Consider the following 26,359-nt stretch of genomic DNA (forward strand, 5'->3'; position numbering starts at 1 on the left):
TTAGTCGCGGAGTGTCAGGATGCGCGGGCCATGGGACGTTGCGGCCACGGTGTGCTCCCAATGGGAGGCGAAAGAGCCATCCAGGGTAACGACGGTCCAGTCGTCTTCCAGCACTCCGTTGTCGGCAGTGCCCAAGGCCAGCATAGGTTCAATGGCTAGGACCGAACCCTCCTGAATAATGGGGCCGCGTCCGGGGCGTCCTTCGTTAGCCAGGAATGGATCCTCGTGCATGGTGCGCCCGATGCCGTGACCGCCATAACCATCGACGATGTGCAGCGTGACGCCAAACTTTTGTTCTGCCTCACGGGTGGCAACTTCCAAGGCATGCGACACGTCCGTCAAACGGTTGCCCGGAACCATGGCCTGCATGCCCTGGTAAAGGGTGTACTCAGTCGCCTTGTTCAATTTGTCGTGCTCTACGTCGAGGTCTCCAATACCGAACGTAAGCGCGGAATCCCCCACCCATCCATCCAGGGTGGCACCACAGTCGATGGAGACAAGGTCACCGTCGAAAAGCTTCTCCTCGTCGGACGGGATGCCGTGAACAATCACGTCGTTGACGGAGGAACAGATGGAGGCGGGAAAGCCCTCGTATCCCAAAAACGTGGGGACTGCGCCGTGGGATCGGATGACGTCCTCGGCGATTGCGTTGAGGTCCGCGGTGGTCATTCCCGCGCGGGCCTGCGTGCGCACCGCGGTTAGTGCCGCTGCGACTACTCGACCGGCAGCCTCCATAGCGTCGAGCTCACCGGGAGTTTTGGCGGGAATCTTTTTGGTGCGTCGAAAAGCCATACTCACACCCTAAAAGACCCCGCCGGGCGTTGGGTTACTTGCCCAGCGCTTCAAGCACGCGAGCGTGAATCTCCTCGACCTCACCGACGGCGTCGATGTTGATAAGTGCCTCGCCGTAGTGGTCGATCAACGGTGCGGTCTCGTCGCGGTAGACGCGCAGACGCGTACGGATGGTCTCCTCATTGTCGTCGGCGCGGCCACGGGCCAGCATGCGCTCCACGACGACGTCCTCAGTCACGCGGAAGTTCAGCACGCCATCCAGCTTGAGGCCCTTTTCGGCAAGAAGCTTGGTCAGAATCTCCGCCTGCTCCACGGTGCGCGGGAAGCCGTCGAGAAGGAAACCGTTAGCGGCGTCCTCCTCCTCGAGGCGGGCAGAGACCATGCGAGCGGTGACGTCAGTGGGAACGAGCTCACCGGCGTCGATGTAGCTCTTTGCCTCAACACCCAGCGGGGTTCCCTCACCGATGTTGGCGCGGAAAAGATCTCCGGTGGAGATGTGGGGAACATTGAGCTTTTCAGCCAGGAGGGCAGCCTGGGTTCCCTTGCCTGCACCGGGAGGGCCAAGAAGTACGAGTCGCATTATTTCAACAATCCTTCGTAGTTGCTCTGCAGCAGCTGGGATTCCACCTGCTTAACCGTGGTCAGGGCCACGGACACCATAATCAGAATAGCCGTACCACCAAAGGCGGATGTACCCGCCTGGGTCTGGCCTACCCCCATGTCCATGGCGATGTTCGGCAGAACTGCAATCGCGCCCAAGTAGAGGGCGCCGACGAACAGGAGTCGGTTCATTACATAGCCCAGGTACATGGCAGTCGGGCGGCCGGGTCGGATGCCGGGGATGAATCCGCCGTACTTCTTCATATTGTCCGCTTGCTCGTTCGGGTCGTACTGCACGGAGACGTAGAAGTACGAGAAGAAGATGATGAGCAAGAAGTACAGCAGGATGTACTGCCACGACGAGGGCGCCTGCAGCCACGCCATGACGTTGCGCTGCCACCAGTTATCTGGCGGGGCTGCCTGGTTCGAGTAAATGATCTGGGTAATCAGAACCGGCATGTACATCAGCGAGGAGGCGAAGATCACCGGGATCACACCGGCCTGATTCACCTTCAGGGGCAGGTACGTGGAGGAGCCACCGTACTGACGGCGTCCCACCATGCGCTTGGCGTACTGCACCGGGATACGGCGCTGGCCCTGTTCGACGAAGACCACGCCAATCACGAGTGCGATCACGGCGAGGATAACCAGAGCGAAGACGAGACCGCCTGACTGAGCGAAGACGTTGGCGCCGTCGTTAGGCAGGTGGCTAGCGATGCCGGAGAAGATCAGAAGAGACATGCCGTTGCCGACGCCCTTCTCCGTAATGATCTCGCCCAGCCACATGATGAGCATGGCACCCGAGGTCATCACCATAACGATGACAATCAGGTCGAAGATGTTGCGGTCTTCCACCAGCACCGGGAAGCCTTGGCCCAGCAGCTGTTCACGGTCCGCCAGCGCGACGATGCCTGAGGACTGCAGCAGTGCCAGCGCCAGAGTGAGGTAACGCGTGTACTGCGTCATTTTCGCCTGGCCGGACTGGCCTTCCTTTTTGAGCTCCTCAAACTTGGGGATCACCACAGTGAGCAACTGCACCACGATCGAAGCCGTGATGTACGGCATGATGCCGATGGCGAAAATCGAAAGCTGAAGCAGCGCACCACCGGAGAAAAGGTTAATGAGCGAGAAAACGTTTCCGCCTTCTTCACCCAGATGGCCGAGGCGCGACTGAATCGCTGCGTAATCAACTCCCGGCGAGGGAATCTGGGCGCCGATGCGGTAGACGATGATGAGCGCAAGGGTGATAAAGATCTTCTTGCGCAGATCAGCGTCCTTAAACGCCTGAATGATGGCGGACACGTAACCTCCTGACTCCCGCTGCCAGCATGTGCGGAAGTTCTTACGTTCGAGCCGAACTGCGCTACTTATGCCAAACCCGACTATCTACGGGATGCACAACACAGCACAACGGTGATCTAGGACGAACGTATCTTAACAGCCTCCCTGGGCAAGCCCGAATGGTGGGCATAAAGAAAAGGCCCCGCACGGCCGGTGAGAGAAAATCTCACTCAGCAGTACGGAGCCTTTTTAAGCTCCGAGGAAAAGCTAGAAGCTTTAAGCCTCAGTGACGGAGCCGCCAGCTGCCTCGATCTTCTCCACGGCAGACTTGGAGAACTTCGTTGCGGTGACGTTGAGAGCCACCTTCAGCTCGCCGTTGCCCAGCACCTTAACCGGCTGCTTCGGGCGGACGAGGCCTGCTGCAACGATGTCCGCAATGGTGACGTCGCCACCATTCGGGAAAGCCTTCTCGAGGTCGGCGACGTTGACGACCTGGAAAACGACCTTGTTCGGGTTCTTGAATCCCTTGAGCTTCGGCAGACGCATGTGCAGCGGCATCTGGCCACCCTCGAAGGCTGCCGACACCTGCTTACGTGCCTTGGTGCCCTTGGTACCGCGGCCAGCGGTCTTGCCGCCCTTACCGGCTTCACCGCGACCAACGCGGTGCTTCGGCTTGTTTGCACCCTTTGCCGGGCGCAGATCGTGGAGCTTGATGATCTCGCTCATGTTTACCTACTCCCCTGCCACTTCTTCGACGGTGACCAGGTGGCGCACAACGTTGATCATGCCACGGGTGGCCTCGTTGTCCTGCTTGATCACGGTGTGGCGGATTCGCTTGAGCCCGAGGGAAGCCATGTTGGCCTTCTGCTTCGGGTTGGCGCCGACCAGGCCCTTAACCTGAGTAATCTTCAGTGCCATTCTTTATGCCTCCTGCCCTGCGCGTGCACGCAGAATACGAGCCGGGGCGACCTCTTCGACGGACTTGCCGCGGCGAGCGGCAACCTCTTCGGGGCGAACCAGCTGCTTGAGGCCGTCCACGGTGGCGTGGACGACGTTGATGGCGTTGTCGGAGCCGAGGGACTTCGACAGCACGTCTTGGACACCAGCGCACTCAAGCACCGGGCGGGCAGCGCCGCCGGCGATGACACCGGTACCGGGGGCAGCCGGGCGCATCATAACGACGCCGGCTGCGGCCTCACCCTGAACCGGGTGCGTGATGGTTCCGCCAACCATCGGGACGCGGAAGAAGTTCTTGCGAGCCTCCTCGGCACCCTTCTGGATAGCGGCCGGAACCTCACGGGCCTTGCCGTAGCCAACGCCGACCATGCCCTGGCCGTCGCCCACGATGACAAGAGCGGTGAAGCTCATGCGACGGCCACCCTTGACGGTCTTGGCCACGCGGTTGATGGTGACAACGCGCTCGATGTACTTGTCGCGCTCGTTGTCCTGGTTGCGGCGATCGTCGCGACGGCCGCGGCCACCACGCTGATCGTTGCGGTTGTTCTTGTTGTTCTGCTCGTCGGCGGAGCGTCCGCCGTCACGCCGTTCACGTCCCGGCATTACGCAATCCTTCCGTTGATGATGTTGGTGGTGGCCATTAGAACTTCAGACCACCTTCGCGGGCAGCCTCAGCGAGGGCTGCGACGCGGCCGTGGTACTTGTAACCGGCGCGGTCGAAAACGACCGACTCGATGCCGGCTGCCTTGGCACGCTGAGCGATGAGCTCGCCTACCTTTGCACCCTTGGCCTTCTTGTCGCCCTCGATAGCACGCACGTCCGGCTCCATGGAGGAGGCGGAGACCAGGGTGTGGCCAGCCAGGTCGTCGATGACCTGAACGTGCATGTGGCGCGAGGAGCGGTGCACGACCAGACGCGGCTGCTCGGGAGTGCCACGCAGGGTCTTGCGGATACGGAAGTGACGGCGTGCGCGGGCCTGACGACGGCGGGACGAGATGTCCTTGCCGACCGGCTTGCGGTTCGTGTTTTCTGCAGTGTTGCTCATGCTTTACTTACCCGTCTTTCCGACCTTGCGGCGGATCTGCTCACCCTCGTAACGGATGCCCTTACCCTTGTAAGGATCATCCTTGCGGAGACGACGGATGTTAGCTGCGATCTGCCCGACCTGCTGCTTGTCAATACCGGTGATCGAGAACTTGGTGTTGCCGTCCACCGCGAAGGTGATTCCCTCCGGAGCCTCGATGAGGATCGGGTGGGAGTAGCCGAGGGCGAACTCGAGGTTGCTGCCCTTCTGCTGAACGCGGTAGCCGACGCCGAAGATCTCCATCTTGATGGTGTAGCCCTCAGTCACACCCACAACCAGGTTGTTCACCAGGGAGCGGGAGAGACCGTGCAGAGAGCGGTTCTTGCGGTGATCATCCGGACGGGAGACGACGATCTCTCCGTCCTGGACAGCGGCGGTGATGGGCGCAGGCAGGTCAACGGAGAGGGTACCCTTCGGGCCCTTAACCTCGACCTGCTGGCCGTTAATGGTGGTTTCGACGCCATTCGGGATGGCGATCGGTGCCTTACCAACTCGAGACATAAGTTACGTACCTCTCCCTTACCAGACGTAGGCGAGGACTTCCCCGCCCACACCCTTCTCGTGAGCCTGACGGTCAGTCATCAGGCCCTGGGACGTGGAAATGATGGCGATACCCAGGCCACCGAGCACCTCAGGGAGGTTGGTGGACTTGGCGTACACGCGCAGACCCGGCTTGGACACGCGGCGCAGGCCGGCGATGGAGGTCTGGCGAGAGGGGCCGTACTTCAGCTCGAGGGTCAGGGTCTTGCCAACCTTGGCGTCCTCGACGGAGTAGTTAGCGATGTAGCCCTCCTGCTTCAGGATCTCGGCGATGTTGGCCTTGATCTTGGAAGAGGGCATCGACACGACATCGTGGTGCGCATGGTTCGCATTGCGAACGCGCGCCAGCATGTCGGCGATGGGGTCAGTCATGGTCATTGGGTGACCGTTTCCTTTCTCGCTGCGGTTCCCGATAACCCACCTTTAAGCGTTCTCCGGGTGCTCCTTCGGGCTACTCATCGCTCCGCCAAGCTCAGTAGCTTGGGGCGCTCGCCACCCATGCACCACCCGGTCCGCGAAACAAGGCGGGGGGCCTACAACAAAGTTGGATGAAGTTCTTACGTGAACCCTTACCCGTACACCAACGGTGACGGACAGAAGTCCAGCGTTCAAGACTACGACGTCTCCCCTGCGACGTCCAAATCCTTCCGCCCAACGCTGTGGAAACTCTCGCTTGTCGACGCCCTTTCGGCCCATTCGACAAACGATCCCACCAGCTTTCGCCAACAACTCACACCCTTCGGTCCAATGGTACTCTTTTAGCCATCTCCCCCTAAAAGGGGTAAACCGTTTTAGTAGTCCGAGCAAACACCCAAGGAGAAGTCGATGAGCATCAACCGTGCAGCGGTAGACGGCATCCTGAGCGACCTCGAGTCCACCCGGGCCGATCGCGAGGAGCTGTACAAGCACTTCCACCAGCACCCAGAGTTGTCCATGCAGGAGTTCGCAACTGCCGATCGCATCGAGCAGGAGCTCAAGAACTCCGGCATTGAGGTTCAGCGGGTCTCCGAAACCGGGCTGGTGGCCATCATCAACAACGGTGAAGGACCCGTCGTAGCCATGCGCGGCGATATTGATGCCCTGCCCGTGAAGGAAGCCAGCGGCAAGGACTACGCCTCCACCGCCACCCAGAAGGACCAGAACACCGGGGAAGAGGTTCCAGTGGCCCACGCATGTGGACACGACGTCCACATTTCCAGCCTGCTGGGCGCGCTGCAGGCCTTCAACGCCCACCAGGACCAATGGTCCGGCACCTACGTGGGCGTATTTCAGCCGGCAGAGGAAACCGCAGCCGGTGCTCGCGCCATGGTGGAGGCCAACATCGCCAAGGCCATACCGACCCCGGACGTTTACCTGGGCCAGCACGTGCTGGCCAGCCTGCCGGGTGGGCACGTCGGCACCCACGAGGGCCCGGTGCTGTCTAAGGCCTTCTCGGTAAAGGTCACCATCTATGGCAAGGGCTCGCACGGCTCCATGCCAGAAAAGGGCGTGGATCCGGTTGTGCTGGCTAGCTCCATCGTCATGCGTTTGCAGACGGTCATTTCCCGCGAGGTGGCCGCCGCCGAAACCGCGGTGGTGACTGTGGGTTCTATCAAGGCCGGTTCTAAGTCCAATGTGATCCCCGAGACCGCCGAGCTGCTCATCAACACCCGTGCCTACAGCGACGAAGTTTCGGATCACCTCCGCGAGGCCATCGAGCGTTTGGTTTCCACCGAGTGCGAGGGAGCCCGCAGCCCCAAGGAACCGGAGTTTGAGTACTACGACTCCTACCCGCTGACTGATAACAACGAGGACGCCACCGGTCACGTCCGCGCCGCCTTCGACGAATACTTCGGCGAAGAGTCGGGCGATCTTGCTCCCGTGCCAGCCTCCGAGGACTTCTCCATCATCCCGGACTCCCTCGAGGTCCCTTACACCTACTGGGGACTCGGCGGATTCGCCGACCAGAAGAATGCTCCCGGCAACCATGCCCCGGCATTCGCCCCGGATCTGCAGCCAACCCTGGATCGCGGAGTCGAGGCCGCCGTCGTCGCTGCAGCCGCCTGGCTCGCTCCCGCCAACAACTAAAAATAGACGTAAGGACCTTTCACTATGACCACAGCTACGCGGACCGACCGGCCCGCTTACCAGGGCACGGACCGCGACCTTGCCGGCATCGTTCTGGCCGTTGTCACCTTCTGGCTATTTGCCCAGACGACGCTGAACATCGGCCCACTCATGGCTAACGACCTGAACATGGCCATGCCGGTGATGAACATCGCCATCGCCGCGGCCGCACTGTTCAGCGGCATGTTCATCGTCGTCGCCGGCGGCCTGGCCGATCGCCTCGGACGCAAGAAGGTTGTCTTCTACGGCAACATCTTCAACATCATCGGTTCGCTGCTCATCGCTTTTGCCATCACCGGACCTCTCGCCTCCCCCATGGTTTTGTTGGGCCGCGTGTTCCAGGGATTCGCTGCCGCCTCAATCATGCCGGCATCGATGGCGCTGGTGAAGACGTACTGGGAGGGCAAGGCTCGCCAGCGTGCCGTATCCATGTGGTCCATCGGATCCTGGGGCGGATCTGGCCTATGCGCGCTGTTCGGCGGCGTGGTTGCCAACTCCTTCCTGGGATGGCGTTCCATCTTCATCATCTGCGCGCTCGTCTCGGTAGCCTCCATCCTGCTGCTGTCCCCCATGCCTGAGTCCGCTCCGGGCGCAGGCCGCGCAGCACGTACCGACTGGTCGGGCATTATCTCCTTCGCTATCGCGATGGTTGCCCTGCAGGTCGTCGTTACGCAAGGATCGGCCATCGGCTGGGCCAACCCCATCGTGTGGATTCTGCTGGCCGCATTCATCATCGCGATTGTCGCGTTTATCCGCCGCGAGATAAACTTCAGCGATCCCTTCGTGGACTTCTCGCTGTTTAGCAACAAAGTCTTTACCGGCGCTACGATTTCGAACCTGCTGATCAACGCCACCGCGGGCACCCTGGCCGTCTCCCTGTGGGTTCTGCAGGGCGCGGGTGGTTTCTCCGCGGCAACTGCCGGCTACTTAACCATCGGCTACGCCGTCTTTATCATCGCGTTCATCCGTGTGGGCGAGAAGCTGCTGCAGCGCTTCGGACCGAAGAAGCCGATGATCTGGGGCACCCTCATCGTGCTCACCTCGATCGCGCTGCTCATGGCCACCAATCAGGCGCAGAGCCTGTACACGATCCTCTCCGTGATCGCCTTTTCTCTCTTCGGCCTGGGCTTGGCCTTCTACGCCACCCCGTCAACCGATGCGGCCCTGTCCAACCTTCCGGATGACAAAGCCGGCTCTGGTTCTGGCATCTACAAGATGGCCTCCTCGCTGGGTGCGGCATTCGGCGTGGCCCTGTCTGCTGCTATCTTCACTGCGCTGGAGACCTCCGGTTCCGAATTCCTGCACGCAGCCGTGGAGTTCAGCGGTCGCCAAGACAACGTGGCAGTACGCGAGGCCGGCATGATCGGGTTGGGCGTCAACTTCATCATGGGTCTGATCGCACTGGCTTCCATCATCCTGTTCATCCCGAACGAGAAGAAGAAGTAAGCCGCTAACCACTGCGCCTCTTTCTGTGTCCCGGTCGCCCCGTAGACTGACCCGCATCAAGGACTCACCGTCTCACACACAGAAAGGGGCGCATTTTTCATGGCCGTCGCCAATGATCCGGATTTTGCAGACACCAGGCAGTGGCTCGCCGAGGTCGCAGAAGAGCTAGGGATCGACCCAACTGTCGTCTACGACTGTGGAGACGAACTGCTCCGGTTGACCAAACTGGTGGCGCACAACAAAGCACGCCCGGCGGGTCCGCTGACCACGTTCCTTATCGGCTTAGCAGCCGCTCAATCGGAAACGCCGGTTGATGAGGTCGCAACGATCGTCGACAAGCTCGCCGCATCCATTCAGGAATCTTGATGGGCAGGATTACACGCAACCTGGCAGTGACCCGAGTCCAGGTCGGTGAGACGATAGAGACCGACACCCGCGCGGACACCGTGGTCGTAGAGGAGCCGCTGGAGATCCGCGTCTCAGGGCCCACGCTAACCACGACGATGCGCACCCCAGGGCAGGACATCGAGCTCGCCCATGGATTCCTGTACGGCGAGGGACTCATTCGCAGTGCGCAGGACGTTACAAGAGCCCGGTATTGCGCAGGCGCCACCGGCCCACAGGGTGAGAACACCTACAACGTGCTGGAGCTAGATCTGGCCAGTTCCGTCCGCGCCCCGGGGCTGGAAAATATTCGTTTGACCCCCACCACGTCTGCCTGTGGGGTGTGCGGCTCGACGTCCATCGAGCAGATTCTCACCCGGCGCGAAACGCCACTGACCCCAGTTCGCCTCAACCCTAGGTTGGTTCCCGAACTTCCCGAGCGCCTGCGCGCCCAGCAGAAGCTTTTCCGCAAGACCGGCGCTGTCCACGCGGCCGGGGCGTTCAGCGCTGATGGCGAACCGCTCGTGGTCAGAGAGGACATCGGTCGACACAACGCCGCGGACAAGGTGATCGGGGCGTTGCTTCTCGACGATGCCTTACCCGCCGAGAACCGCATCTTGGTGATGAGTTCGCGTGCCTCGTTCGAACTCGTCCAGAAGGCTGTGATGGCGGGCTTTGGTGCGCTGGTCGCGGTGTCGGCCCCGTCGTCGCTGGCCATCGAGTTGGCGCGGTCCTCGGGGCTTGCACTGGCCGGATTTACTCGCTCTGGGCGGTTTAATCTTTATGCCGGCGAGCTAGAGCACTAGTCGCGGTACGCCTCGTCGCCGCTGTTCAGCCAGGCGTAGACGGCGCCGATGAGGAGGCCGCCACCGATGTAGTTGCCGATCCAGACGAACAACCAATTGAGGGCCACGGCACCAGCGGTGAAGTTATCGGGCAGCAGGCTGGCGTCAAAGCCGCCGGCGAAGGCGGTAATGGTCATCAGCGAGAAGTTGGCGATGACGTGCTCGAGACCCAGTCCGACGAAGATCGCAATGATCGGCAGGATGACAAAGAACTTGGACACGAAGTCCTTGGCAAACAGCGCCGCCACGATGGCCATGTTGACCACGAAGTTTGCGGCAATGGCCTCTACCATCGCGCCCCACCAGCTCTTATCCAGCTTGCCGGAGGAAAGCGTGGCCACCAGGTTGGTGGCGTCGAAGCTGTTGTACTTCGCGGAGACTCCCAGGATGGCTGCGATCAGGATCGCACCTACGAGGTTCCAGAAGGTTGTGACCAGCGCGAACCACAGGGCCTTGGGCCAGCTGATCTGGCCTGCGGCTGCCCCGTAGGCGCCCATCATCATGTTGCCGGTCGCCAGCTCGGCGTTAAGGATGACGATGCAGAACAGCCCCAGGCCGAACAGCATCGCGAAGACCACTGCTCCCAGTCCGTGGCCGGGTACTGCGGACTCCACGGCGTTGCCCACGACCCCGGCAAAGGCCGTGCCGAGGGTGAGAAACGCGCCACCAAAAATGCTGCGTACTCCGAAGCGCATCGGGTTGCGCTCCATGAGCACAATCTTTTTGTTTACCGCCCCGCTGGCGATGTCATTGAGCGCCATGCGCGCTCCTTTCTGGGGTATGAAAGGCCAAAGGTGACCAGCACGATTTCTCGTTCACCTTAACCCCCGCTACCCGAAGGCTGCGATTCGAGCTGGCAATGAGCTGGCAGAGATGCGCCACGATTTTCATTAAGCCCCTAAGCCATTTACAGAGTTAGGTTAGCCTTACCTTGTTAACCTGCTGCGCATGCTTGAACCTTCCCCCACCGATGAGGTGGACGATCTTGTCCTTTTGGGTCGACACCCTAACCCGCAGCGCTTGAGAAAACTGCTGCATACGGCCGTCGATACGGCACTCGACCACCTCGAGGGCGCCGAGACTCCCTCGTCCTCAGCGCGCCCGCTGCTCCCGCACACCCCGCCTACCCCGGAGGAGGCGTTGGAAAGCTTCGGGCGCGAATGGCTAGGCCAGGCTGTGTGGTACCACCACCCGCGCTACCTCGCACACCTCAACTGCCCGGTCTCCGCGTTGGGGGTCGCAGCCGACATCATGGCGACGATCGCCAACACCGCCGTCGAGTCCTTTGACCAGGCGGGCGTTGCCGCCGAGGCGGAGGTCAACGTCTTACGTACTCTTGGTCAGCTCGTCGGGTGGAACGACGCCAGCGGAACGTTTACCTCTGGCGGCAGCCAATCGAACTTGCAGGCGCTCGCAATCGTGCGGCAAGCCTCGCCACGCAAAGACATTCTGATCACCGCCAACACTCATTACTCCGTCAGCCGAGCCGCGGCGCTATTTGGATTGCGCACCCACCTTGTGCCCACTGACGCCTTCGGCCGCATGGACCCGCAGGCAGCGCGCGAACTCATTGCCACGCTGGAGGATTCCCCCGCAGCCATCATCGCCACCGCGGGCACCACCGACCGAGGCTCCATCGACGATCTGGAAGCGCTGGCAGACCTTGCCGAGGACCATCGAGCCCACCTGCACGTCGACGCCGCCTACGGGGGCGCGCTGCTGTGCAACGCCGAAACGTCCGGTGCGCTGCGTGGAATCGAGCGGGCTGCGAGCGTGACACTGGATATGCACAAGGGCTTCTTCCAGCCCGTACCCTGCTCTGCACTGGTGGTTCCCGACCCGCAGACGCTCGCGGCCATCCGCATCAATGCCAGCTATCTCAACCCGGCGGAGTCTGAGCGCCCCAATCTGGCCGACAACTCCCTGCAAACCACCCGCCGCTTCGACGCCGCCAAGATTTTCCTCTCACTGTCTACCTACGGCGCGGAGGCGATCGGCTCCGCCTTTGCGCGGTGTATGAGCCACGCGGGCGCGATCGCCGAGGCCATCGAGCGCCATCCCACACTCGAGCTGTACGAAACTCCGCAGCTCAGCACAGTTATCTTCCGCCCCCGCGGGGTGTCGAGCGACGAACTCGAACAGCTCAAAATGTCGCTTTTCGACGCCGGCGACGCCGTAGTAGCCACCACCACCGTGGCCGAAGAGCGCTGGCTGAAGTTCACCATCCTTGATCCCTACCTGACCCTCGACGAGGTGTCCCCGGTTCTTGATCGCATCGCCGCCCTGGCCAACACAAAGGAGCTGTCCTACCTATGAGCACCACCTATGACCTCGTCGGCATCGGAGTCGGCCCTTTCAACCTCGGCCTCGCGGCGCTCTGCAACCCATTGGTGGAAAACGGCGAGCTCAGCGCAGCCTTCTTTGAGCAGCGCGATAGCTTTGCCTGGCACCCGGGCATGATGCTCGAGGACGCCACGATTCAGGTCCCCTTCATGGCAGACCTCGTCACGCTTGCCGACCCGACGAGCCGCTTCAGCTTCCTGAACTACCTCAAGCAGCGCGGGAGAATCCACCAGTTCTATATCCGCGAATCCTTTTATCCGCTGCGCAGCGAATACTCCGATTACTGCGCGTGGGTCGCCGAACAGCTGGAGACAGTGCACTTCTCACACCGAGTTACGCGCGTGGTCAAAGAGGGCGATCTCTGGCGCCTCCAGGTTGGCGAGCAGACCGTCTACGCCCGCAACGTAGTCATGGGCGTGGGAACCTCCCCATTCGTGCCCCAGGAATTGTCCGGCGCTCTGGAGCATCCGCACGCTTGGCACTCCGGTGACTATCTTCCCCACCGCGACCAGCTGGTGGAGCACGACTCCGTCCTGATCATCGGCTCCGGCCAATCAGCCGCTGAGATCTACCGCGACCTGCTCCCAGAGATGACGCATAACAACCGGAAGCTGAGCTGGGTTACCCGCTCTGAGCGCTTCTTTCCCATGGAGTACACCAAGCTCACCCTGGAGATGACCTCACCGGATTACGTGGAGTTCTTCCACGGCCTGGACATGGACGTGCGCGACCGACTCAATCGCTCACAACGCTCGTTGTACAAAGGAATTTCTGGTGACCTCGTCGACGAGATCTACGACCTTCTCTACCGCCTGCAACTGACCGGAAAGCTCACCACTGAGCTGCGCAGCGATCACGCCGCGCAATGGTTAGCTTACGACGGGCGCCACCACCTCAAGCTCACCCACAACATCACCGGCGCGACGCGTGAGGTGGAAGCAGATGCCCTGGTCATGGCCACTGGATACAAGGGACCGCGCCTGCCGGACTTTCTTGAGGATGCGCAGGGGGAGCTTCGCTTCGACTCGGTGGGGCGCTTGAGCGTGGGCTTGGACTTTAGCGTCGATAAGCACGCATCCTTCTTCGTGGCCAACGCCGAGGAACACACCCACGCGCTAAACGCGCCTGATCTGGGGATGGGACCCTGGCGAAATTCCATCATCATCAAGCAGATCACCGGCCACGAGGTGTACCCGATCGAGCGCAACATCGCATTCCAGAGCTTCGGATCGGAGGCATAGATGCTGCTGACACCTTTAGGCGAGGTCACCCTCCGCCCAGTACGCCCCGGCCGCGACGGCGCCATGCTGCACGCCTGGCTGACCCATCCCCGCTCGCACTTCTGGGATTGCCAGGACGCCAGCGAGGAGGACATTCGCCACGAATACACCGACTTGGATGCGTGGATCATCTCGCTCGACGGGGAGGACATAGCGCTGCTCGAACGCTACGTACCCGCCGAGTCCGTACTCAAGGACCTGGTGCCTCATCTTCCCGCGGGCACCATGGGCATGCACTTTCTGGTCGCACCTCCCCGAAGTACTCCGCGACCGGGGTTGACCAGGACCCTGTTTTCCACGGCCGTGCGCTGGATGCTGGAGGACGCTCCGGCACTGGTCGTGGAACCCGACGAGCGCAACGAGGCCATCCTGGCCATGAACAAGCTCGCTGGTTTCCGGGATTTGCCGGGTTATACGCAGTACGCGCTTCCCAACAAGACTGCCCGCGTGCAGCTGCTTGAGCGTGGGGATTTTCTGGCCTCGCGGGTGGCGTCGCTAAGCACCACTCACACTCCAGTGGAGAACCCAGCACGCGTCACTGGAATCGATGCCGCCGAGCGCGAGCTCATCGCTAAGATGCTGCGCGAGTTCATCCACGAGCGGCTCCTTTCTCCCCGGCGCCTGGCAGACGGGTACACCGTCCAGGTCGGTCCGCATATTCTGTCCTTCCAAGCGGAAGAGCATGCGCTGGAGCACCTCAGCATTGACCCGAATTCGATCGCTTGCGCCGAAGGCCCACTTCCCGCACTTACGCAGCTGGTCGCCGACGCCGCCGAGGCCCTGGAGATCCCGGAGCACTTCCGCGCCACCTACCTGGGGGAAATCTCGGCAACGCTGGCTGGTCAGCGCCGCATCCGTCAGAGCCCGCGCCAAAGTTCCGCCGAACTTGCCGACCCAGCCGGTGACACCCCGGCCCAGTACTACCTGCGCATCGAATCCGCCATGACCCAAGGCCATCCGAGCTTTCTGGCCAATGCCGGACGCGACGGCATGAGTGAAAGCGACATTCTGGCGTATGCCCCCGAGTTCGGCGCAGCCACTCGCTTGGTCTGGCTGGCCGCCCGCAAGGAACTGGCGGTGGAGGCCATCAGTGAGGACCCGCAGCTAGCCGGGCAATTCTCTCAGCTGTGTGCTGGCGTACCCGATGGCTATACGCCCATTCCAGTACATCCCTGGCAGTGGGAACACCGAATCGTCCCCAACTTCTCCGACTCGCTAGCCTCCGGCGACCTGGTCTTCCTCGGAGAAGGCACCGACCTCATGCGTCCCCAACAATCGCTGCGCACGTTCTTCAACGCTTCGCAGCCACTGAGCCCCTACGTCAAGACGGCCGTCGCCGTGCGCAACATGGGCTTCACCCGGGGGCTTTCTCCGGAGTACATGCGCGACACTCCGCGGATCAACGACTGGCTTCACCAGACGCTCGGCAGCGATCCGATCTTTCGCCAACACAACGTTCGCCTCCTGCGCGAGTTCGCCGCCACCGGCTTCGTGGGTGACGTCTACCATGGCCTGGGTACCAAGAATGAGTTCACCAAGATGCTCGCTGGGCTCTGGCGCGAATCCCCTATCGGCCACCTGCCAGAGGGTGCCCACGCCGTGACGTTGGCCGCGATCCTCCACCGCGACTCCGAAGGAAACGCCCTGGTCGAGCAGTGGATCAAGCGCTCCGGCCTCGACGCCGCTGAGTGGGTGCGCCGCCTGCTGCGGGTATATCTCACCCCGGTGCTGCGCGCCCTGTTGGCCCACGACATCGTGTTCATGCCCCACTCCGAAAACGTCGTTGTGGAGCTCACCGACTTCGCGCCCAGCGGATCCTTCTTCAAGGACCTCGGCGAGGAGGCAGCCGTCGTCCGCCACAGCACCAAAGTCCCGGTCCCCCGCATGCAAGCCGACGACGGCAGCTTCACCGATGCCCAGCGCGCCCTGAGCGTGCACACCGACGTGCTCGATGGGGTGCTGCGTCATGTCGCAGCGCTTCTCGACGACGCGTCCGTCCTCCACGAGCCGCTCTTCTGGCAGCTCGTCCGCGAGTGCGTCGAAGAGTACCCAGGCGATACCTCCTCAATCCTGGTGCCTGAGTTCCGGCACTCATGCCTCAACCGCCTGCAGCTGAAGAACCCGCTGACCATGGTCGAGCTGGGCGACCAGGAGTCCTCGCTTCTCTACGCCGGCACGATCCGTAACCCGTTGGCCTAATGTGGGGCGGTTGCCTGTTGCCTATTGTCGCCTGATACGCGCAAAGCTCTAAAGGAATCGCTCTAAAGGGCGCGCCCTTTAGAGCTTTAGGGCACATTTGGGCGTCCTTTGTGCCGATTCCTTTAGAGGTCTGTGGCTAAGCCGGACCCACACGCCACCGTCCCAGAACGCAGAAAACCCCCGAAGCCTCCACAAAACGGAGACCTCAGGGGTTTTCGAAAGCAGGAGCTTACTGCTGCTGCTCAGCCTTCTTGAACGGGAAGCCGAGCTCGCGCAGGAGCACGCGGCCTTCCTCGTTGTTGGTGGCGGAGGTAACCACGGTGATGTCCATACCGCGCGGACGGTCGATCTTGTCCACGTCGATCTCGTAGAACATCGTCTGCTCGGTCAGGCCGAAGGTGTAGTTGCCGTGGCCATCGAACTGCTGGTCAGACAGACCGCGGAAGTCGCGGATACGCGGCAGAGCCACGGTCAGCAGACGGTCCAGGAACTCCCACATGCGGTCGCCACGCAGGGTGACCTTTGCACCGATGGGCATGCCCTCACGGAGCTTGAAGTTAGCGATGGAGTTCTTGGCGCGGCGCAGCTGCGGCTTCTGACCGGTGATGAGGGTCAGGTCCTCGATAGCGCCGTTGATGACCTTGGAGTCGCGGGCAGCCTCGCCCACGCCCATGTTCACGACGACCTTGGTCACGCCAGGGATCTGCATGACGTTGTCGTACTTGAACTCGTCGTTGAGCTTGGTCCGGATGTCCTCGCGGTAGCGGGTCTTCAGGCGAGGGGTGTAGTTCTCAGCCATGATTAGATGTCCTTCCCGTTGCGCTTGGAGATGCGGACCTTCTTGCCGTTCTCGTCAAAGCGGAAACCAACGCGGGTCGGGGTGCCGTCGGCGTCGACAAGCATGACGTTGGAGACGTGAATCGGAGCCTCCTGGGTCACGATGCCGCCGGACTCGGCGCCACGCTCGTTGGCGGAGTTGGCAACGTGCTTCTTGATGCGGTTAACGCCCTCAACGAGGACCTTATCGCGCTTCGGGTAGGCCTCGATGACCTTGCCCTGCGCGCCCTTGTCGGGACCGGAAATAACGACGACAGTGTCGCCCTTGTGGATCTTCATGGACTAGATCACCTCCGGTGCGAGCGACACGATCTTCATGAACTTCTTGTCGCGAAGCTCACGAGCGACCGGGCCGAAGATACGGGTACCGCGGGGCTCAGTGTCGTTCTTGATGATGACAGCGGCGTTCTCATCAAAACGGATGTAGGAGCCGTCGGGACGACGGGTTTCCTTCTTAGCGCGAACGATGACGGCCTTGACGACGTCGCCTTCCTTCACGTTGCCACCCGGGGTGGCCTCCTTGACGGTGGCGACGATGGTGTCGCCGATGCCAGCGAAGCGTCGCACAGATCCGCCGAGAACTCGGATGCACAGAATTTCACGTGCACCGGTGTTATCGGCGACCTTCAGACGCGATTCCTGCTGAATCACTAGGGTCTCCTGACCTGGATCAATGTGCGCGAAGATTTCCGTCCTTACGCGCACGTGGTCTCGTACCGTTACCACGCTTATCATCGAACCGCCTGCTAGCAGGTGGTCGAAGGGTCTCGGGGGTCCCAGTTCGGAACGCACCGGACGCACCCGACCAGCGTGGGCAACTGAAATATTTAATCACGAGGCCCGGCCTAAAGCCAAAACCGTTTAGCTACTGCGCGAATCCTTGGATTTGATCAGGTCAGCGGCAATAGCGGCTCCCAGAATGGCAGCACGCAGACGCAGGTCAAGACCTTGCCCGAAGGTGATCACGTAGCGCTGTTTGCCGGCAAGCTCGTTGAGCACTCCGGAGAACTGGCGATCGATGGTGGCCACCACCTGTTCCCCCACGTAGATCTGTGCGTTGAAGTCGAACACGTCGCCGCGAAACTCCACTGCCGGATACCCGGGCAGCTCGATGCTGAGCTTATTGCCGAACATCGACCAGCGACGCGTGATGGTCGCCAGCACACCTTGGTCGTCGTGAACCTCGAAGGTATCCCGCAGGAAATTGAACGGGTCGGTGATGGTCAGAATGCGCTGTCCGGGTCCCAGGCCCCCGGCGGGATCTGGGGTGGTTTCGTGCACGGAGAGCTCTCGCGTGCCGGCGGCCAGGCGTCGTAAAGCACTCCCCTGCCCGACCACAAACCCAATGGGATAGCCATCGGGCCCCAGGATGTCGAAGGTGTCGTTGAATACGTGGCGCATCTGCTGCACCACCAAGACGTCGTGTTGCAAAAGCGCGCTCATGTTCTTAGCTCCTTACTCGTAACGTAGAGCGTCGATCGGGTTAAGCTTCGCGGCCTTGTTTGCTGGGTAATAGCCGAAGAACAGACCAATGGCCAGCGAGAACAGCAGCGATAGCAGGACGCCACCCAGTGGCGGGAGCACGAACGCATCCAGTGCATTCGCCCCAATCATGCCGCCGATGGATCCAATGATGACGCCGATGATACCGCCGACGAGACACACGATCATGGACTCCACCACAAACTGCGTGCGGATGTAGGTCTTTGTCGCACCGAGGGCCTTGCGCACACCAATCTCGCGGGTGCGCTCGGTGACGGTAATGAGCATGATGTTCATGACTCCAATTCCGCCCACCAGCAGCGACAGTCCGGCAATGGCTGCCAGTGCCGCGCTCAAAGAGTTCAGCATTTTATTGAGTTCTTCGGTGTCCTTGGACATGTCACCGAGGGTCAGGCGGTAGTCCGGGTTGTCGTCGTAGCGCTCCGTCGCCCAGTCCTGGAGGTCCTTGCGCACCTGATCCTGATCCATATTGGGCGCCACGCGCACGTTCACGGACTGATAGGTGGCCGCATCGGGCAAGACCTGCGGCGCCAATGTCACCGGGATATAGATTTGCGCCCTCGCCGGCCCGCCGAACCCATTGGACTCCTTCGGCTTTTGCACACCCACGATCCGGTAGCTACCAAATCCGTGGGAGGTCTCTACCTCGATCTCAGAACCCAGGGCCTTATCCGTCTGTCCGTTGTAAAACTTATCGACGAGCTCCTGGTTCACCAGGGCGACCGGGCGCTCACCGGTTACGTCGTCCTCGGTGAGCAAGCGACCCGCGCTTGTGGTGATCGAGCGCATCGGCTGGAAGTCGGCGTTGATCGGGTTGAGTTCCACGCTTCCGGAATTCAGCCCCACGGTGACGTCTCCCTCACCGGAGAGTCCCTGGCCGATGGACACGCCGCTGATGCGACCGGCGAACCGGGATTCTAGGTCGGTCACATCCGAGTACTTCAGCCGCGAGCTTTCGTCCTCAACCTGCTCGTAGTTGATGCCTCCGGAAGGCTTTTCTTCTTCACCCGGTTCCGGACGTGCCTCGACCTGCACGGTCAAGTCACCCACGCCCAGCTCCGCCAGCGACTTCTCCGTCGATGACTTCAGAGACTTACCCAGAGTGAGGATCGTGATCACCGAGGCAATGCCGATGATCACGCCAAGCAGGGTGAGGAAGGAGCGCATTTTGTTGGCGCGCAGGCTGGTCAGCGCCAGGCGGATGGAATCGCTCAGGCTCATGCGACACCCCCGGTAAGAACGCCGTCGAGAAGCGTCACCGTGCGCGACGTTTCCTCCGCGAGTTCGGGATTGTGGGTAATGAAAACGATGGTGTTGCCCATTTCTTGGTTGAGCTCATGGAAGAGGTCCATGACCATGCGGCCAGTGGCGGAGTCCAACGCACCGGTGGGCTCATCGGCAAGCAAGAGCTCAGGCTCGTTGGCCAGGGCGCGCGCGATGGCCACGCGCTGCTTCTGACCGCCAGACAACTCGTTGGGCTGGTGATGGCGGCGATCTGCCATACCGACGCGCTCGAGCAAATACTCCGCCCGGGCGGTGCGCTCCCGGCGCGACATGCCGGCGTACATCATGGGCATGGCCACATTGGCCACCGCGTCCATGCGCGCGATGAGGTTGAAGTTCTGGAATACGAAGCCGATCTTGGAGCTGCGCAGCTGCGCGAGCTTGTTGTCGGGGACCGCCAGCACGTCCTCCCCGGCCAGGTGGTAGGTGCCACTGGTGGGGCGATCGAGAAGCCCGATGATGTTCATCAACGTGGACTTACCGGATCCCGAGGCGCCCACCACGGCAACGAATTCGCCGGCGTCGACGTCGAAGTCGAGGTCGGGAATGACCGTTAGCTCGTTGGGCGTGCCCGTGTGAAAGCGACGGCAGATGTGGCGCATCGAGATGATGCGGTTTTCGGGAATCTCCATTACGGGTTACTCCGCCGCCACGTCGACGCGCTGACCATCCAGCTCCTGGAGACGAGACGACTGGGTGATCACCTTGTCGCCTTCCTTGACGTCGCCTCCGGTGATCACAACGTCGAAGTCATTGCTCTCGCCGCGCTTGACCTTGGCCTGGCGCACCACCTGGTGCCCATCCTCTTCCCGGACGACCATGACGGCGTCTTTGCCCTGGTCGTCGGTGAAGATCGCATCGCGCGGTACGGTTAGCGCCCGCGGGACCTGCGCGGTAATGACGTCAGCCTTGGCCGATCCGCCGATACGTAGGTCGTCCTTGTTGCCGTCCACCTTGATCTCCACAGCGAAGGTTGGCCGGGGGTTGCCGGATGCGCCGGACTGGGAGGTGGCCGCGCTGGCTGCGCCTGGTGCCTGGCCACCGCCTCCAGCGGCCTCCGTCGTTGCGGTAGAGACCGGAGAGATTCGGCTCACGGTGCCGGCGAACTCCTTCGGGCCGGTCAGGCGCGTAGTAAAGGTCACCTTGTTGCCCTCGCGGATGGAGTCTAGGTCAGTCTCCTTAACCTCGGTCTTGAGCAACAGGCTCGAGTCGTCCGCCACGGTCACGACCGGCCCCTGCGCAGGAGCACCGGCTGGCGACGGGGTGGCAATAACAATTCCTCCCATGGGAGCTCGCAGCTCAGCCTTGGCAATAGACAGGTTCAGGTTGTCGATCTGCGCCTGGTTGCTCAGCTCTGCAGCCTGGGCTCCGCGCCAGGCCTGATCCACCGCCTGGGACTGCTGTTCCAGCTGCTGGCGGGAGTTCAGCCGAGCAGCCTCCGCGGCTACCTCTGCGGCATTCTTGTCGGCAAAAGCCTGGGCAACCTGGCTCTGTTGGGTGGCAAGCTCCTCGTCGAGCTGAGCAAGGGTGTCGCCATAAACTGCCTGCTGGTGAGCGAGAGCTGCGCGGGCCTGCTCGACCTGGTTGACGGCCTCCTTGTTGGCCAGGGCGCCGTCGATAGCTCCGAGAGGATTCGACGGGGCGGCGGCCTCCGCGCGCAGCGTGTCCAGATCAGACTTAGCTCCCTGATCGCCCGACTTGGCTTGGTCCTGCAGTTGCACCGAGCGCACCACGTTACCCAGGCTGGTCAGCGCCTGTGCACCATTGCCCAGGCCCGTGCCGATCAGCCCCACGCCTTCGCGGGTCGCAGCAATGGAGGCCGAATCAACCTGCGCGCGAGCCTGGCGAACAGCGTCCGCCTGCTGGCGCAGCGTGGGATCTGCCCCGTTAGCAACCTGGCGCTGGCGATTCTCGAACTTGCGCACCGCCTCCTGGTAGGCGTTGTTAGCCTGCTGGGCCTGCGCGTTCGCGGCGTTAACCTCCTGGTCGAGGCCGTTGTTGACGCGCTCCTGGGTTTGCGAGTACGCCGAACGCGCCTGTTCCACGGCGTTCAAGGCCTCGGTGGTGGCCTGGTTCTGCTGAGCCACCTGGGCCGCGCGCTGCTGGTTCAGCTCCGTGGTATCCACACGGGCGAGCAGCTGATCCTTGGACACCCGGTCGCCGACCTTGACGTCGACGCTCTCGACGGGGCCCGTCAGCGAAGTCGACAACGACACGGTGCGCTGTGCGGCAACGGTGCCCGTGACGGGAACGGTCGAGCGGAACTCGTGGGGCTTGAGCGTGACCACGTCCGACTCATTCAAAGCAACGGACTTCGGGCCAAACGCCGAAATGCCCCAGGCGGTGCCCCCAGCACCGACCAAAGCTGCTGCCGCTACACCGATCGCCACTGTCTTCTTGTTCAAACCCACGTTCTTTCCCCTTGCACACGATTGTCGATTACGACATTAACGCGTCGAGCCCGCTCCTTGAGCACGGCCAGAGGAATTTGGGTGGGGTGCCCGGGTGGGCTCGGGGATTCCCCTGACCACACTCGGGGGTGGGGTGCTTGACGACGCCTCTTGCTGCCCAGTTTTTACCAAATCGCAGCTTGCTTGACGCCCGAAACGTGATCTTTGCTGCTTATGGTGCAGTCATGGTGTATTTGGCGGGCGTTTTCCTGCAGATTCTCAGTTGTTTTGGCTATGTGATCGCCTGGCGCAGTGATTTCTTCCCCTGGCCAGTGATTGCGGGCTTGCTGGGCTGCGTGCTGTGCCTCTTCGCCGCGGTGCGTAGGCGCTCCCGTGTGCTCACCTGGGCTGGCGGGGTGCCTGCTGTCGTGGGGGCGCTGAGCTGGGCGTCCTGGATCCCGGTTCTTATTGATCCGGGGGACGGCTCCAACCTCAATATCTTGGGTATCGCGGGACAACCCGCAGCGGCAGGTTGTGCACTGGCGTGGCTGGCCTCGCGCTGGCAACCACGCCTGACTTACCCCTGGGCGGGCGCTTTTACCGTGCTGAGTGCGCTAGCGGCGGCCGGCTGGATCTTCCTACCAGTGAAGTTCCCTGTTGACCTGTACGTTCTCTTACCTGCAGTAGGAACTCTGCAGATGTGCGTGGCCCTGTGCGCCAAGGACACTTGGCCCGCGCGCCTGTCCGCCGTGGCAGGTGCGCTCGTTTTCATCGGCGTGGCCTACATGTATCCGCTGTTTCCACTCGTCGCGATCGGATTGTTCTTAGGCCTTGTCGCCGCCGGCTTCGAGGTGAAGGAGCGCCTGGCTACTCGCTGACGACGACGTTTCCGTCGTCAATTCCGACGGTGTGGACGTTCTTGACCAACCCGTGACCAGAATCGGAATTCCCACCGAGGCATTGCTGCTTATCGTGCAAGCATGACGTACTTGGTGGGTGTTGTACTGCAGATTGTGGGCATCAGTGGCGCGGTGTTCGTCTGGGGGTCAGAGCGGTTGCCCTGGCCCTTTTACATGGACCTCGCGGGGTGCCTGGTGTGCCTTATTACCGCGCTACGCAGCACATCGCGGGTGTTGCGCTGGGCAGGAAGTGTGCCGGCGCTCGCGGGATGTGTAAGCGCGGGATCGTGGGTGGCGCTGACCATTGATCGAGGCGATGGATCCGCTATAAATATCTTGGGCATTTCCGTTGGTGCTGCGGCAGTAGGCTGTGCTCTGGCGTGGATGGGCTCGCGCTGGATGAAGGAGCTGCGCTCCCCTCACGCGCCCGGGTTTCTACTCTGTTACGCCCTCTTGGCAGCTTCTATCGCGCTGCCGTTCGGGCCATCTTCCACTGTGGTATTTTTCGCGCCCATCATTGGCACTATCCAGATGGTTGTCGCCTTCTGGGCGCGCCCATCGCGAGCCGCAAGTCTGTCCGCGGTGGCCGGCGCACTCGTGTTCGTCGGCCTTGCGTTCTTCTTCCCGCTTCTCCCCCTCGCCGGCGTCGGCATTCTGCTTAGCCTCGTCGCCGCCGGCTTCGAGTGGAAACAGCGTCTAACTACTCGCTGATGACGACGTTTCCATCGTCAATTCCGACGGTGTAGGTGGCCAGCGACTTCTCGTCGCCCTGCAGAGACTCGCCCGTGTCCAGGTAGAACTTCTGCTTCAGCAGAGGCGAAGCTACGACCGGGCGACCGTCGTGCTCGCCGACGATCCCCCGTGAGAGGACACCTACGCCGGTGTACGGGTCGACGTTATCCACGGCGTACACGGTTTCGGACTCGCCGGACTGCAGACGAAAGAGCGCGATCTGCCGATCGTTTTCCAAAAGCGCCGCTGCTCCCAGGTTGGGTGTGAGCTGGTCGAGGCGGCAGACAACGGTGGAACTCATGTGTTTAGTTTCCTCCCACGGTCGGAGTCATGAGCGGAACCTTGCGGCCGCCCTGCGGGTGCTCCTCGAACTGGACCAGCGGGTCCGGGGTCTCCGGAGCGTTGACGAAGCTAACGAATCGGGAGAGCTTCTCCGGGTCATTGAGAACAGCAGCCCACTCATCGAAGTAGTTCTCTACGTGGCGCTCGATGTATGCCTCGAGGTCGGAGCCAATACCCAGCGAATCGTTCACCACGACGTCGCGAATGTGATCAAGTCCGCCCTCAACGGACTCTTGCCAGGCGGCAGTGCGCTGCAGACGATCCGCAGTGCGGATGTAGAAGCCGAGGTATCGGTCGATGTAGCGGAACAGTTCCTCATCGGTCAGATCACCAGCGAGCAACTGAGCGTGGCGCGGGGTGGCGCCTCCGTTGCCGCCCACGTAAAGGTTCCAGCCGTTCTCGGTGGCGATCACACCGATGTCCTTGCCGCGTGCCTCTGCGCACTCGCGGGCACATCCGGACACACCCATCTTGAGCTTGTGCGGGCTACGCAGGCCGCGGTAACGCAGCTCGAGCTCGACAGCCTTAGCCACGGAATCCTGCTGGCCGTAACGGCACCAATCCGTACCCACGCAGGACTTCACTGCGCGCAGAGACTTGCCGTAGGCCTGGCCAGATTCCATTCCGGCGTCGACCAGACGTCGCCAAATGTGCGGCAGCTGCTCCACGCGCGCACCGAACATGGCGATGCGCTGAGCACCCGTGATCTTGGTGTACAGCCCAAATTCCTGGGCGATCTCGCCGATCACTACCAGGTGCTCCGGGCTGATGTTGCCCGCGGGCACACGCGGAACGACCGAGTACGTGCCGTTCTTCTGCATGTTGGCCAGCATGCGGTCGTTCGTGTCCTGCAGACCTGCTCGCTGGCCTTCGAGGACGTGGTCCTCGGTGTGCAGAGACGCGAAGATGGAAGCCAAGGTCGGCTTGCACACTTCGCATCCCCCGCCGCGGCCGAAGCGAGCGATGAAGGACGGGAAGTCGTTGATGCCGGTCGACTGCGCGATCTCGAACAGCTCTGCGCGCGACTGGCTGAAGTGGGCGCACACCGCCTTGGACTGCTCGATGCCTTCGCCCTCGAGAATGCCCTTGAGCAGCGGCACGCAGGATCCACAGGAGGTACCGGCGCGCGTGGCTGCCATGAGCGTTTCGACGGAATGGCAACCCTGTCCTACGGCCTCGCGGATCTGTCCCTTGCACACGTTGTTACACGAGCAGATCTGAGCCTCGTCCGGCAGGGCGTCAACGCCAATGGCGGAGGTACCCGCACCGGTCTCCGGAGCGATGAGCGATACCGGGTCTCCCGGCAGCTCAGAGCCCACCATCGGGCGAAGCATCGAGTAGCTGGAGGCCTCGCCCACCAGGATGCCTCCCAGCAGTCGCTTGCCCTCGGCGTCGAGAACCAGCTTCTTGTACACACCCGAGATCGGGTCCTGGATGTGCAGCTCCTTGCGTCCCTCCGCGGTGGAGAAAGCATCGCCGAAGGAGGCAACGTCGACGCCCATGAGCTTGAGCTTGGTGGACATATCCGGATCCTGGAAGTCCTCACCCGGCTGACCTGCCAGGCGCTTCGCAGTGATCAGGGCCATGTCATAGCCCGGAGCAACCAGACCGTAGGTCTTGCCATCCACGGCGGCGCATTCTCCGATGGCGGAGATGTGCTCGACGTCGGTGGCGCACTGACGGTCGACGAGGAAGCCTCCACGCGGCCCGAGCTCCAGACCAGCGTCCGGGCCGAGGGAGTCGCGCGGGCGAATACCAGCAGAGAAGCACACCAGGTCAGTCTTGATGCTGCCCTTATCACCCAAATCGAGGATTACTCCACCCTCGCGATCCGGGTCGTCGGTGATCTCGCGCGAAGCTGCACCGACGTGCACTTCCACCCCCAGCTCGCGGATGGCCTCCTGGAGAAGCTCACCACCAGCATCGTCGACCTGCAGTGGCATGAGTCGAGGAGCCATCTCGACCACATGCGTGTGGGCACCCAGGTGCTGGAGCGCGTTTGCTGCCTCCAGGCCCAGCAGGCCACCGCCAATGACCACGGCAGTAGCGTCGCCATGGTTTCCGACGGCGCCTTCTACCGCGGCACGCATACCGTCCAGGTCGTCCAGGGTGCGGTACTGGTGCACCTGCGGCTTGTCGTTGCCCGGGAGGCGCGGGATGAACGGGCGCGAGCCAGTAGCCATGACGAGCTCCTGGTAGGAGAACACGCGGCCGTCGCTTAGCACCACCTCACGGGTTTCCGGCTTGATGGAAACCGCCCGGCCTTCCACCACGGTCACAGACTCCGGCAGGTCCTCCAGGTACAGGCCCTCGCGGCTCCAGTCCGTGACATAGCTGGAAAGGTGCACACGGTCATAGGCGTAGTCGTGCTCGCGTCCGATGACGGTGATGGAACGCTCCGGCTGAAGCTTGGAAAGCTCCTGGCAAAAACGGTGCCCCACCATTCCGAAACCTACAACGAGGACGTCAGCCGCCTGAGAGGTGGTTGTTTGGTTCATGAATACTCCCCACTCGT

Annotated in this window: 28 protein-coding genes; 9 read left to right on the forward strand and 19 right to left on the reverse strand. The window is 62.0% G+C overall.

Annotation, left to right across the window (positions count from 1 at the left end):
• The 9 genes from map to rpsH form a co-directional block, all read right to left on the reverse strand.
• A complete protein-coding gene (gene map / locus FHE74_RS04860; RefSeq protein WP_139465378.1) occupies positions 1 to 792 on the reverse strand; it encodes a type I methionyl aminopeptidase in 792 nt (263 codons plus the stop codon).
• 34 nt (positions 793 to 826) lie between these two features.
• A complete protein-coding gene (locus tag FHE74_RS04865) occupies positions 827 to 1,372 on the reverse strand; it encodes an adenylate kinase (RefSeq protein ID WP_139465379.1) in 546 nt (181 codons plus the stop codon).
• Positions 1,372 to 2,694, reverse strand: a complete 1,323-nt coding sequence (gene secY / locus FHE74_RS04870; protein WP_139465380.1) for a preprotein translocase subunit SecY — start codon at positions 2,692 to 2,694, stop codon at positions 1,372 to 1,374. The genes FHE74_RS04865 and secY overlap by 1 nt, the downstream gene beginning before the upstream one ends.
• Positions 2,695 to 2,949: 255 nt before the next feature.
• Entirely contained in the window at positions 2,950 to 3,399 is a 450-nt protein-coding gene (gene rplO / locus FHE74_RS04875; protein ID WP_139465381.1) for a 50S ribosomal protein L15, read from the reverse strand.
• A gap of 6 nt (positions 3,400 to 3,405) precedes the next feature.
• Positions 3,406 to 3,591 (reverse strand): 50S ribosomal protein L30, encoded by a 186-nt coding sequence (rpmD, locus tag FHE74_RS04880; RefSeq protein WP_139465382.1) that lies wholly within the window; start codon positions 3,589 to 3,591, stop codon positions 3,406 to 3,408.
• Positions 3,592 to 3,594: 3 nt separating this feature from the next.
• The gene (gene rpsE / locus FHE74_RS04885; protein ID WP_139465383.1) at positions 3,595 to 4,233 is read right to left on the reverse strand and encodes a 30S ribosomal protein S5; all 639 of its coding nucleotides are present in this window, start codon (positions 4,231 to 4,233) and stop codon (positions 3,595 to 3,597) included.
• Between the two features lie 37 nt (positions 4,234 to 4,270).
• Positions 4,271 to 4,675, reverse strand: a complete 405-nt coding sequence (gene rplR / locus FHE74_RS04890; RefSeq protein ID WP_139465384.1) for a 50S ribosomal protein L18 — start codon at positions 4,673 to 4,675, stop codon at positions 4,271 to 4,273.
• 3 nt (positions 4,676 to 4,678) lie between these two features.
• Complete coding sequence (gene rplF / locus FHE74_RS04895) at positions 4,679 to 5,215, reverse strand: 50S ribosomal protein L6 (protein WP_139465385.1); 537 nt, start codon at positions 5,213 to 5,215, stop codon at positions 4,679 to 4,681.
• Between the two features lie 18 nt (positions 5,216 to 5,233).
• Positions 5,234 to 5,632, reverse strand: a complete 399-nt coding sequence (rpsH, locus tag FHE74_RS04900) for a 30S ribosomal protein S8 (RefSeq protein WP_139465386.1) — start codon at positions 5,630 to 5,632, stop codon at positions 5,234 to 5,236.
• A gap of 447 nt (positions 5,633 to 6,079) precedes the next feature.
• Between rpsH and FHE74_RS04905 the strand changes: the two genes are divergently transcribed.
• The 4 genes from FHE74_RS04905 to fdhD all read left to right on the forward strand — a co-directional run bounded on the left by FHE74_RS04905 (position 6,080) and on the right by fdhD (position 9,996).
• Positions 6,080 to 7,321 carry an amidohydrolase gene (locus tag FHE74_RS04905; protein WP_139465387.1) on the forward strand — a complete coding sequence of 414 codons (1,242 nt, stop codon included), beginning with the start codon at positions 6,080 to 6,082 and terminating at the stop codon, positions 7,319 to 7,321.
• Between the two features lie 24 nt (positions 7,322 to 7,345).
• Positions 7,346 to 8,806: an MFS transporter gene (locus FHE74_RS04910; RefSeq protein ID WP_139465388.1), complete on the forward strand. Its 1,461-nt coding sequence runs from the start codon at positions 7,346 to 7,348 to the stop codon at positions 8,804 to 8,806.
• Positions 8,807 to 8,905: 99 nt separating this feature from the next.
• Complete coding sequence (locus FHE74_RS04915) at positions 8,906 to 9,172, forward strand: DUF6457 domain-containing protein (protein WP_180339679.1); 267 nt, start codon at positions 8,906 to 8,908, stop codon at positions 9,170 to 9,172.
• Complete coding sequence (gene fdhD / locus FHE74_RS04920) at positions 9,172 to 9,996, forward strand: formate dehydrogenase accessory sulfurtransferase FdhD (RefSeq protein WP_139465389.1); 825 nt, start codon at positions 9,172 to 9,174, stop codon at positions 9,994 to 9,996. The genes FHE74_RS04915 and fdhD overlap by 1 nt, the downstream gene beginning before the upstream one ends.
• Here fdhD and FHE74_RS04925 read toward each other — a convergent pair.
• Entirely contained in the window at positions 9,993 to 10,796 is an 804-nt protein-coding gene (locus tag FHE74_RS04925) for a formate/nitrite transporter family protein (RefSeq protein WP_139465390.1), read from the reverse strand. The genes fdhD and FHE74_RS04925 overlap by 4 nt on opposite strands.
• A 187-nt stretch (positions 10,797 to 10,983) precedes the next feature.
• Here FHE74_RS04925 and FHE74_RS04930 point away from each other — a divergent pair, with 187 nt between their 5' ends.
• From FHE74_RS04930 to FHE74_RS04940, 3 genes are read left to right on the forward strand one after another with little or no spacing between them, the layout of a single operon-like run.
• Complete coding sequence (locus tag FHE74_RS04930) at positions 10,984 to 12,351, forward strand: pyridoxal phosphate-dependent decarboxylase family protein (RefSeq protein WP_139465391.1); 1,368 nt, start codon at positions 10,984 to 10,986, stop codon at positions 12,349 to 12,351.
• Complete coding sequence (locus tag FHE74_RS04935; protein ID WP_139465392.1) at positions 12,348 to 13,619, forward strand: lysine N(6)-hydroxylase/L-ornithine N(5)-oxygenase family protein; 1,272 nt, start codon at positions 12,348 to 12,350, stop codon at positions 13,617 to 13,619. Before FHE74_RS04930 ends, FHE74_RS04935 begins: the two co-directional genes overlap by 4 nt.
• A complete protein-coding gene (locus FHE74_RS04940) occupies positions 13,620 to 15,857 on the forward strand; it encodes a GNAT family N-acetyltransferase (RefSeq protein ID WP_139465393.1) in 2,238 nt (745 codons plus the stop codon).
• A 229-nt stretch (positions 15,858 to 16,086) separates the two neighbouring features.
• On the opposite strand, the gene rplE is transcribed toward FHE74_RS04940, so the two are convergent.
• The 7 genes from rplE to FHE74_RS04975 form a co-directional block, all read right to left on the reverse strand.
• A complete protein-coding gene (rplE, locus tag FHE74_RS04945) occupies positions 16,087 to 16,656 on the reverse strand; it encodes a 50S ribosomal protein L5 (RefSeq protein ID WP_139465394.1) in 570 nt (189 codons plus the stop codon).
• Between the two features lie 2 nt (positions 16,657 to 16,658).
• A complete protein-coding gene (rplX, locus tag FHE74_RS04950; RefSeq protein WP_139465395.1) occupies positions 16,659 to 16,973 on the reverse strand; it encodes a 50S ribosomal protein L24 in 315 nt (104 codons plus the stop codon).
• 3 nt (positions 16,974 to 16,976) lie between these two features.
• On the reverse strand, positions 16,977 to 17,345 hold the full coding sequence (gene rplN, locus FHE74_RS04955; RefSeq protein ID WP_139465396.1) for a 50S ribosomal protein L14: 369 nt from the start codon (positions 17,343 to 17,345) through the stop codon (positions 16,977 to 16,979).
• A gap of 210 nt (positions 17,346 to 17,555) precedes the next feature.
• Positions 17,556 to 18,137: an LURP-one-related/scramblase family protein gene (locus tag FHE74_RS04960; RefSeq protein ID WP_139465397.1), complete on the reverse strand. Its 582-nt coding sequence runs from the start codon at positions 18,135 to 18,137 to the stop codon at positions 17,556 to 17,558.
• A gap of 12 nt (positions 18,138 to 18,149) precedes the next feature.
• Positions 18,150 to 19,418, reverse strand: coding sequence for an ABC transporter permease (locus FHE74_RS04965; protein WP_139465398.1), 1,269 nt, complete (start codon positions 19,416 to 19,418; stop codon positions 18,150 to 18,152).
• Positions 19,415 to 20,113, reverse strand: a complete 699-nt coding sequence (locus tag FHE74_RS04970; protein ID WP_139465399.1) for an ABC transporter ATP-binding protein — start codon at positions 20,111 to 20,113, stop codon at positions 19,415 to 19,417. The genes FHE74_RS04965 and FHE74_RS04970 overlap by 4 nt, the downstream gene beginning before the upstream one ends.
• A 6-nt stretch (positions 20,114 to 20,119) precedes the next feature.
• Positions 20,120 to 21,892, reverse strand: coding sequence for an efflux RND transporter periplasmic adaptor subunit (locus FHE74_RS04975; protein WP_139465400.1), 1,773 nt, complete (start codon positions 21,890 to 21,892; stop codon positions 20,120 to 20,122).
• Between the two features lie 179 nt (positions 21,893 to 22,071).
• Between FHE74_RS04975 and FHE74_RS04980 the strand changes: the two genes are divergently transcribed.
• Both FHE74_RS04980 and FHE74_RS04985 read left to right on the forward strand, forming a co-directional pair.
• Positions 22,072 to 22,749: a hypothetical protein gene (locus FHE74_RS04980; protein WP_139465401.1), complete on the forward strand. Its 678-nt coding sequence runs from the start codon at positions 22,072 to 22,074 to the stop codon at positions 22,747 to 22,749.
• A 102-nt stretch (positions 22,750 to 22,851) separates the two neighbouring features.
• Positions 22,852 to 23,481 (forward strand): hypothetical protein, encoded by a 630-nt coding sequence (locus FHE74_RS04985; protein ID WP_139465402.1) that lies wholly within the window; start codon positions 22,852 to 22,854, stop codon positions 23,479 to 23,481.
• Here FHE74_RS04985 and nirD read toward each other — a convergent pair.
• The gene (gene nirD / locus FHE74_RS04990; RefSeq protein WP_139465403.1) at positions 23,471 to 23,803 is read right to left on the reverse strand and encodes a nitrite reductase small subunit NirD; all 333 of its coding nucleotides are present in this window, start codon (positions 23,801 to 23,803) and stop codon (positions 23,471 to 23,473) included. The genes FHE74_RS04985 and nirD overlap by 11 nt on opposite strands.
• Before the next feature lie 4 nt (positions 23,804 to 23,807).
• Positions 23,808 to 26,342: a nitrite reductase large subunit NirB gene (gene nirB / locus FHE74_RS04995; protein WP_139465404.1), complete on the reverse strand. Its 2,535-nt coding sequence runs from the start codon at positions 26,340 to 26,342 to the stop codon at positions 23,808 to 23,810.
• Positions 26,343 to 26,359 lie beyond the last annotated feature (17 nt).

Origin of the sequence: Corynebacterium tapiri (assembly GCF_006334925.1) — a bacterium.
In the GTDB taxonomy this organism is placed as follows: domain Bacteria; phylum Actinomycetota; class Actinomycetes; order Mycobacteriales; family Mycobacteriaceae; genus Corynebacterium; species Corynebacterium tapiri.

Excerpts from the sequence above, each read along its gene's own strand:
- FHE74_RS04970 (WP_139465399.1), bottom strand. The coding sequence starts at position 20,113 with ATGGAGATTCCCGAAAACCGCATCATCTCGATGCGCCACATCTGCCGT.
- nirB (WP_139465404.1), bottom strand. The coding sequence starts at position 26,342 with ATGAACCAAACAACCACCTCTCAGGCGGCTGACGTCCTCGTTGTAGGT.
- nirD (WP_139465403.1), bottom strand. The coding sequence starts at position 23,803 with ATGAGTTCCACCGTTGTCTGCCGCCTCGACCAGCTCACACCCAACCTG.
- FHE74_RS04965 (WP_139465398.1), bottom strand. The coding sequence starts at position 19,418 with ATGAGCCTGAGCGATTCCATCCGCCTGGCGCTGACCAGCCTGCGCGCC.
- rplO (WP_139465381.1), bottom strand. The coding sequence starts at position 3,399 with ATGAGCGAGATCATCAAGCTCCACGATCTGCGCCCGGCAAAGGGTGCA.
- FHE74_RS04935 (WP_139465392.1), top strand. The coding sequence starts at position 12,348 with ATGAGCACCACCTATGACCTCGTCGGCATCGGAGTCGGCCCTTTCAAC.
- rplE (WP_139465394.1), bottom strand. The coding sequence starts at position 16,656 with ATGGCTGAGAACTACACCCCTCGCCTGAAGACCCGCTACCGCGAGGAC.
- FHE74_RS04930 (WP_139465391.1), top strand. The coding sequence starts at position 10,984 with ATGCTTGAACCTTCCCCCACCGATGAGGTGGACGATCTTGTCCTTTTG.
- FHE74_RS04910 (WP_139465388.1), top strand. The coding sequence starts at position 7,346 with ATGACCACAGCTACGCGGACCGACCGGCCCGCTTACCAGGGCACGGAC.
- FHE74_RS04985 (WP_139465402.1), top strand. The coding sequence starts at position 22,852 with ATGACGTACTTGGTGGGTGTTGTACTGCAGATTGTGGGCATCAGTGGC.
- FHE74_RS04865 (WP_139465379.1), bottom strand. The coding sequence starts at position 1,372 with ATGCGACTCGTACTTCTTGGCCCTCCCGGTGCAGGCAAGGGAACCCAG.
- rpsE (WP_139465383.1), bottom strand. The coding sequence starts at position 4,233 with ATGCCGGGACGTGAACGGCGTGACGGCGGACGCTCCGCCGACGAGCAG.
- FHE74_RS04915 (WP_180339679.1), top strand. The coding sequence starts at position 8,906 with ATGGCCGTCGCCAATGATCCGGATTTTGCAGACACCAGGCAGTGGCTC.
- rpmD (WP_139465382.1), bottom strand. The coding sequence starts at position 3,591 with ATGGCACTGAAGATTACTCAGGTTAAGGGCCTGGTCGGCGCCAACCCG.
- FHE74_RS04925 (WP_139465390.1), bottom strand. The coding sequence starts at position 10,796 with ATGGCGCTCAATGACATCGCCAGCGGGGCGGTAAACAAAAAGATTGTG.
- rplR (WP_139465384.1), bottom strand. The coding sequence starts at position 4,675 with ATGAGCAACACTGCAGAAAACACGAACCGCAAGCCGGTCGGCAAGGAC.
- rpsH (WP_139465386.1), bottom strand. The coding sequence starts at position 5,632 with ATGACCATGACTGACCCCATCGCCGACATGCTGGCGCGCGTTCGCAAT.
- rplF (WP_139465385.1), bottom strand. The coding sequence starts at position 5,215 with ATGTCTCGAGTTGGTAAGGCACCGATCGCCATCCCGAATGGCGTCGAA.
- fdhD (WP_139465389.1), top strand. The coding sequence starts at position 9,172 with ATGGGCAGGATTACACGCAACCTGGCAGTGACCCGAGTCCAGGTCGGT.
- rplX (WP_139465395.1), bottom strand. The coding sequence starts at position 16,973 with ATGAAGATCCACAAGGGCGACACTGTCGTCGTTATTTCCGGTCCCGAC.
- FHE74_RS04905 (WP_139465387.1), top strand. The coding sequence starts at position 6,080 with ATGAGCATCAACCGTGCAGCGGTAGACGGCATCCTGAGCGACCTCGAG.
- FHE74_RS04940 (WP_139465393.1), top strand. The coding sequence starts at position 13,620 with ATGCTGCTGACACCTTTAGGCGAGGTCACCCTCCGCCCAGTACGCCCC.
- map (WP_139465378.1), bottom strand. The coding sequence starts at position 792 with ATGGCTTTTCGACGCACCAAAAAGATTCCCGCCAAAACTCCCGGTGAG.
- FHE74_RS04960 (WP_139465397.1), bottom strand. The coding sequence starts at position 18,137 with ATGAGCGCGCTTTTGCAACACGACGTCTTGGTGGTGCAGCAGATGCGC.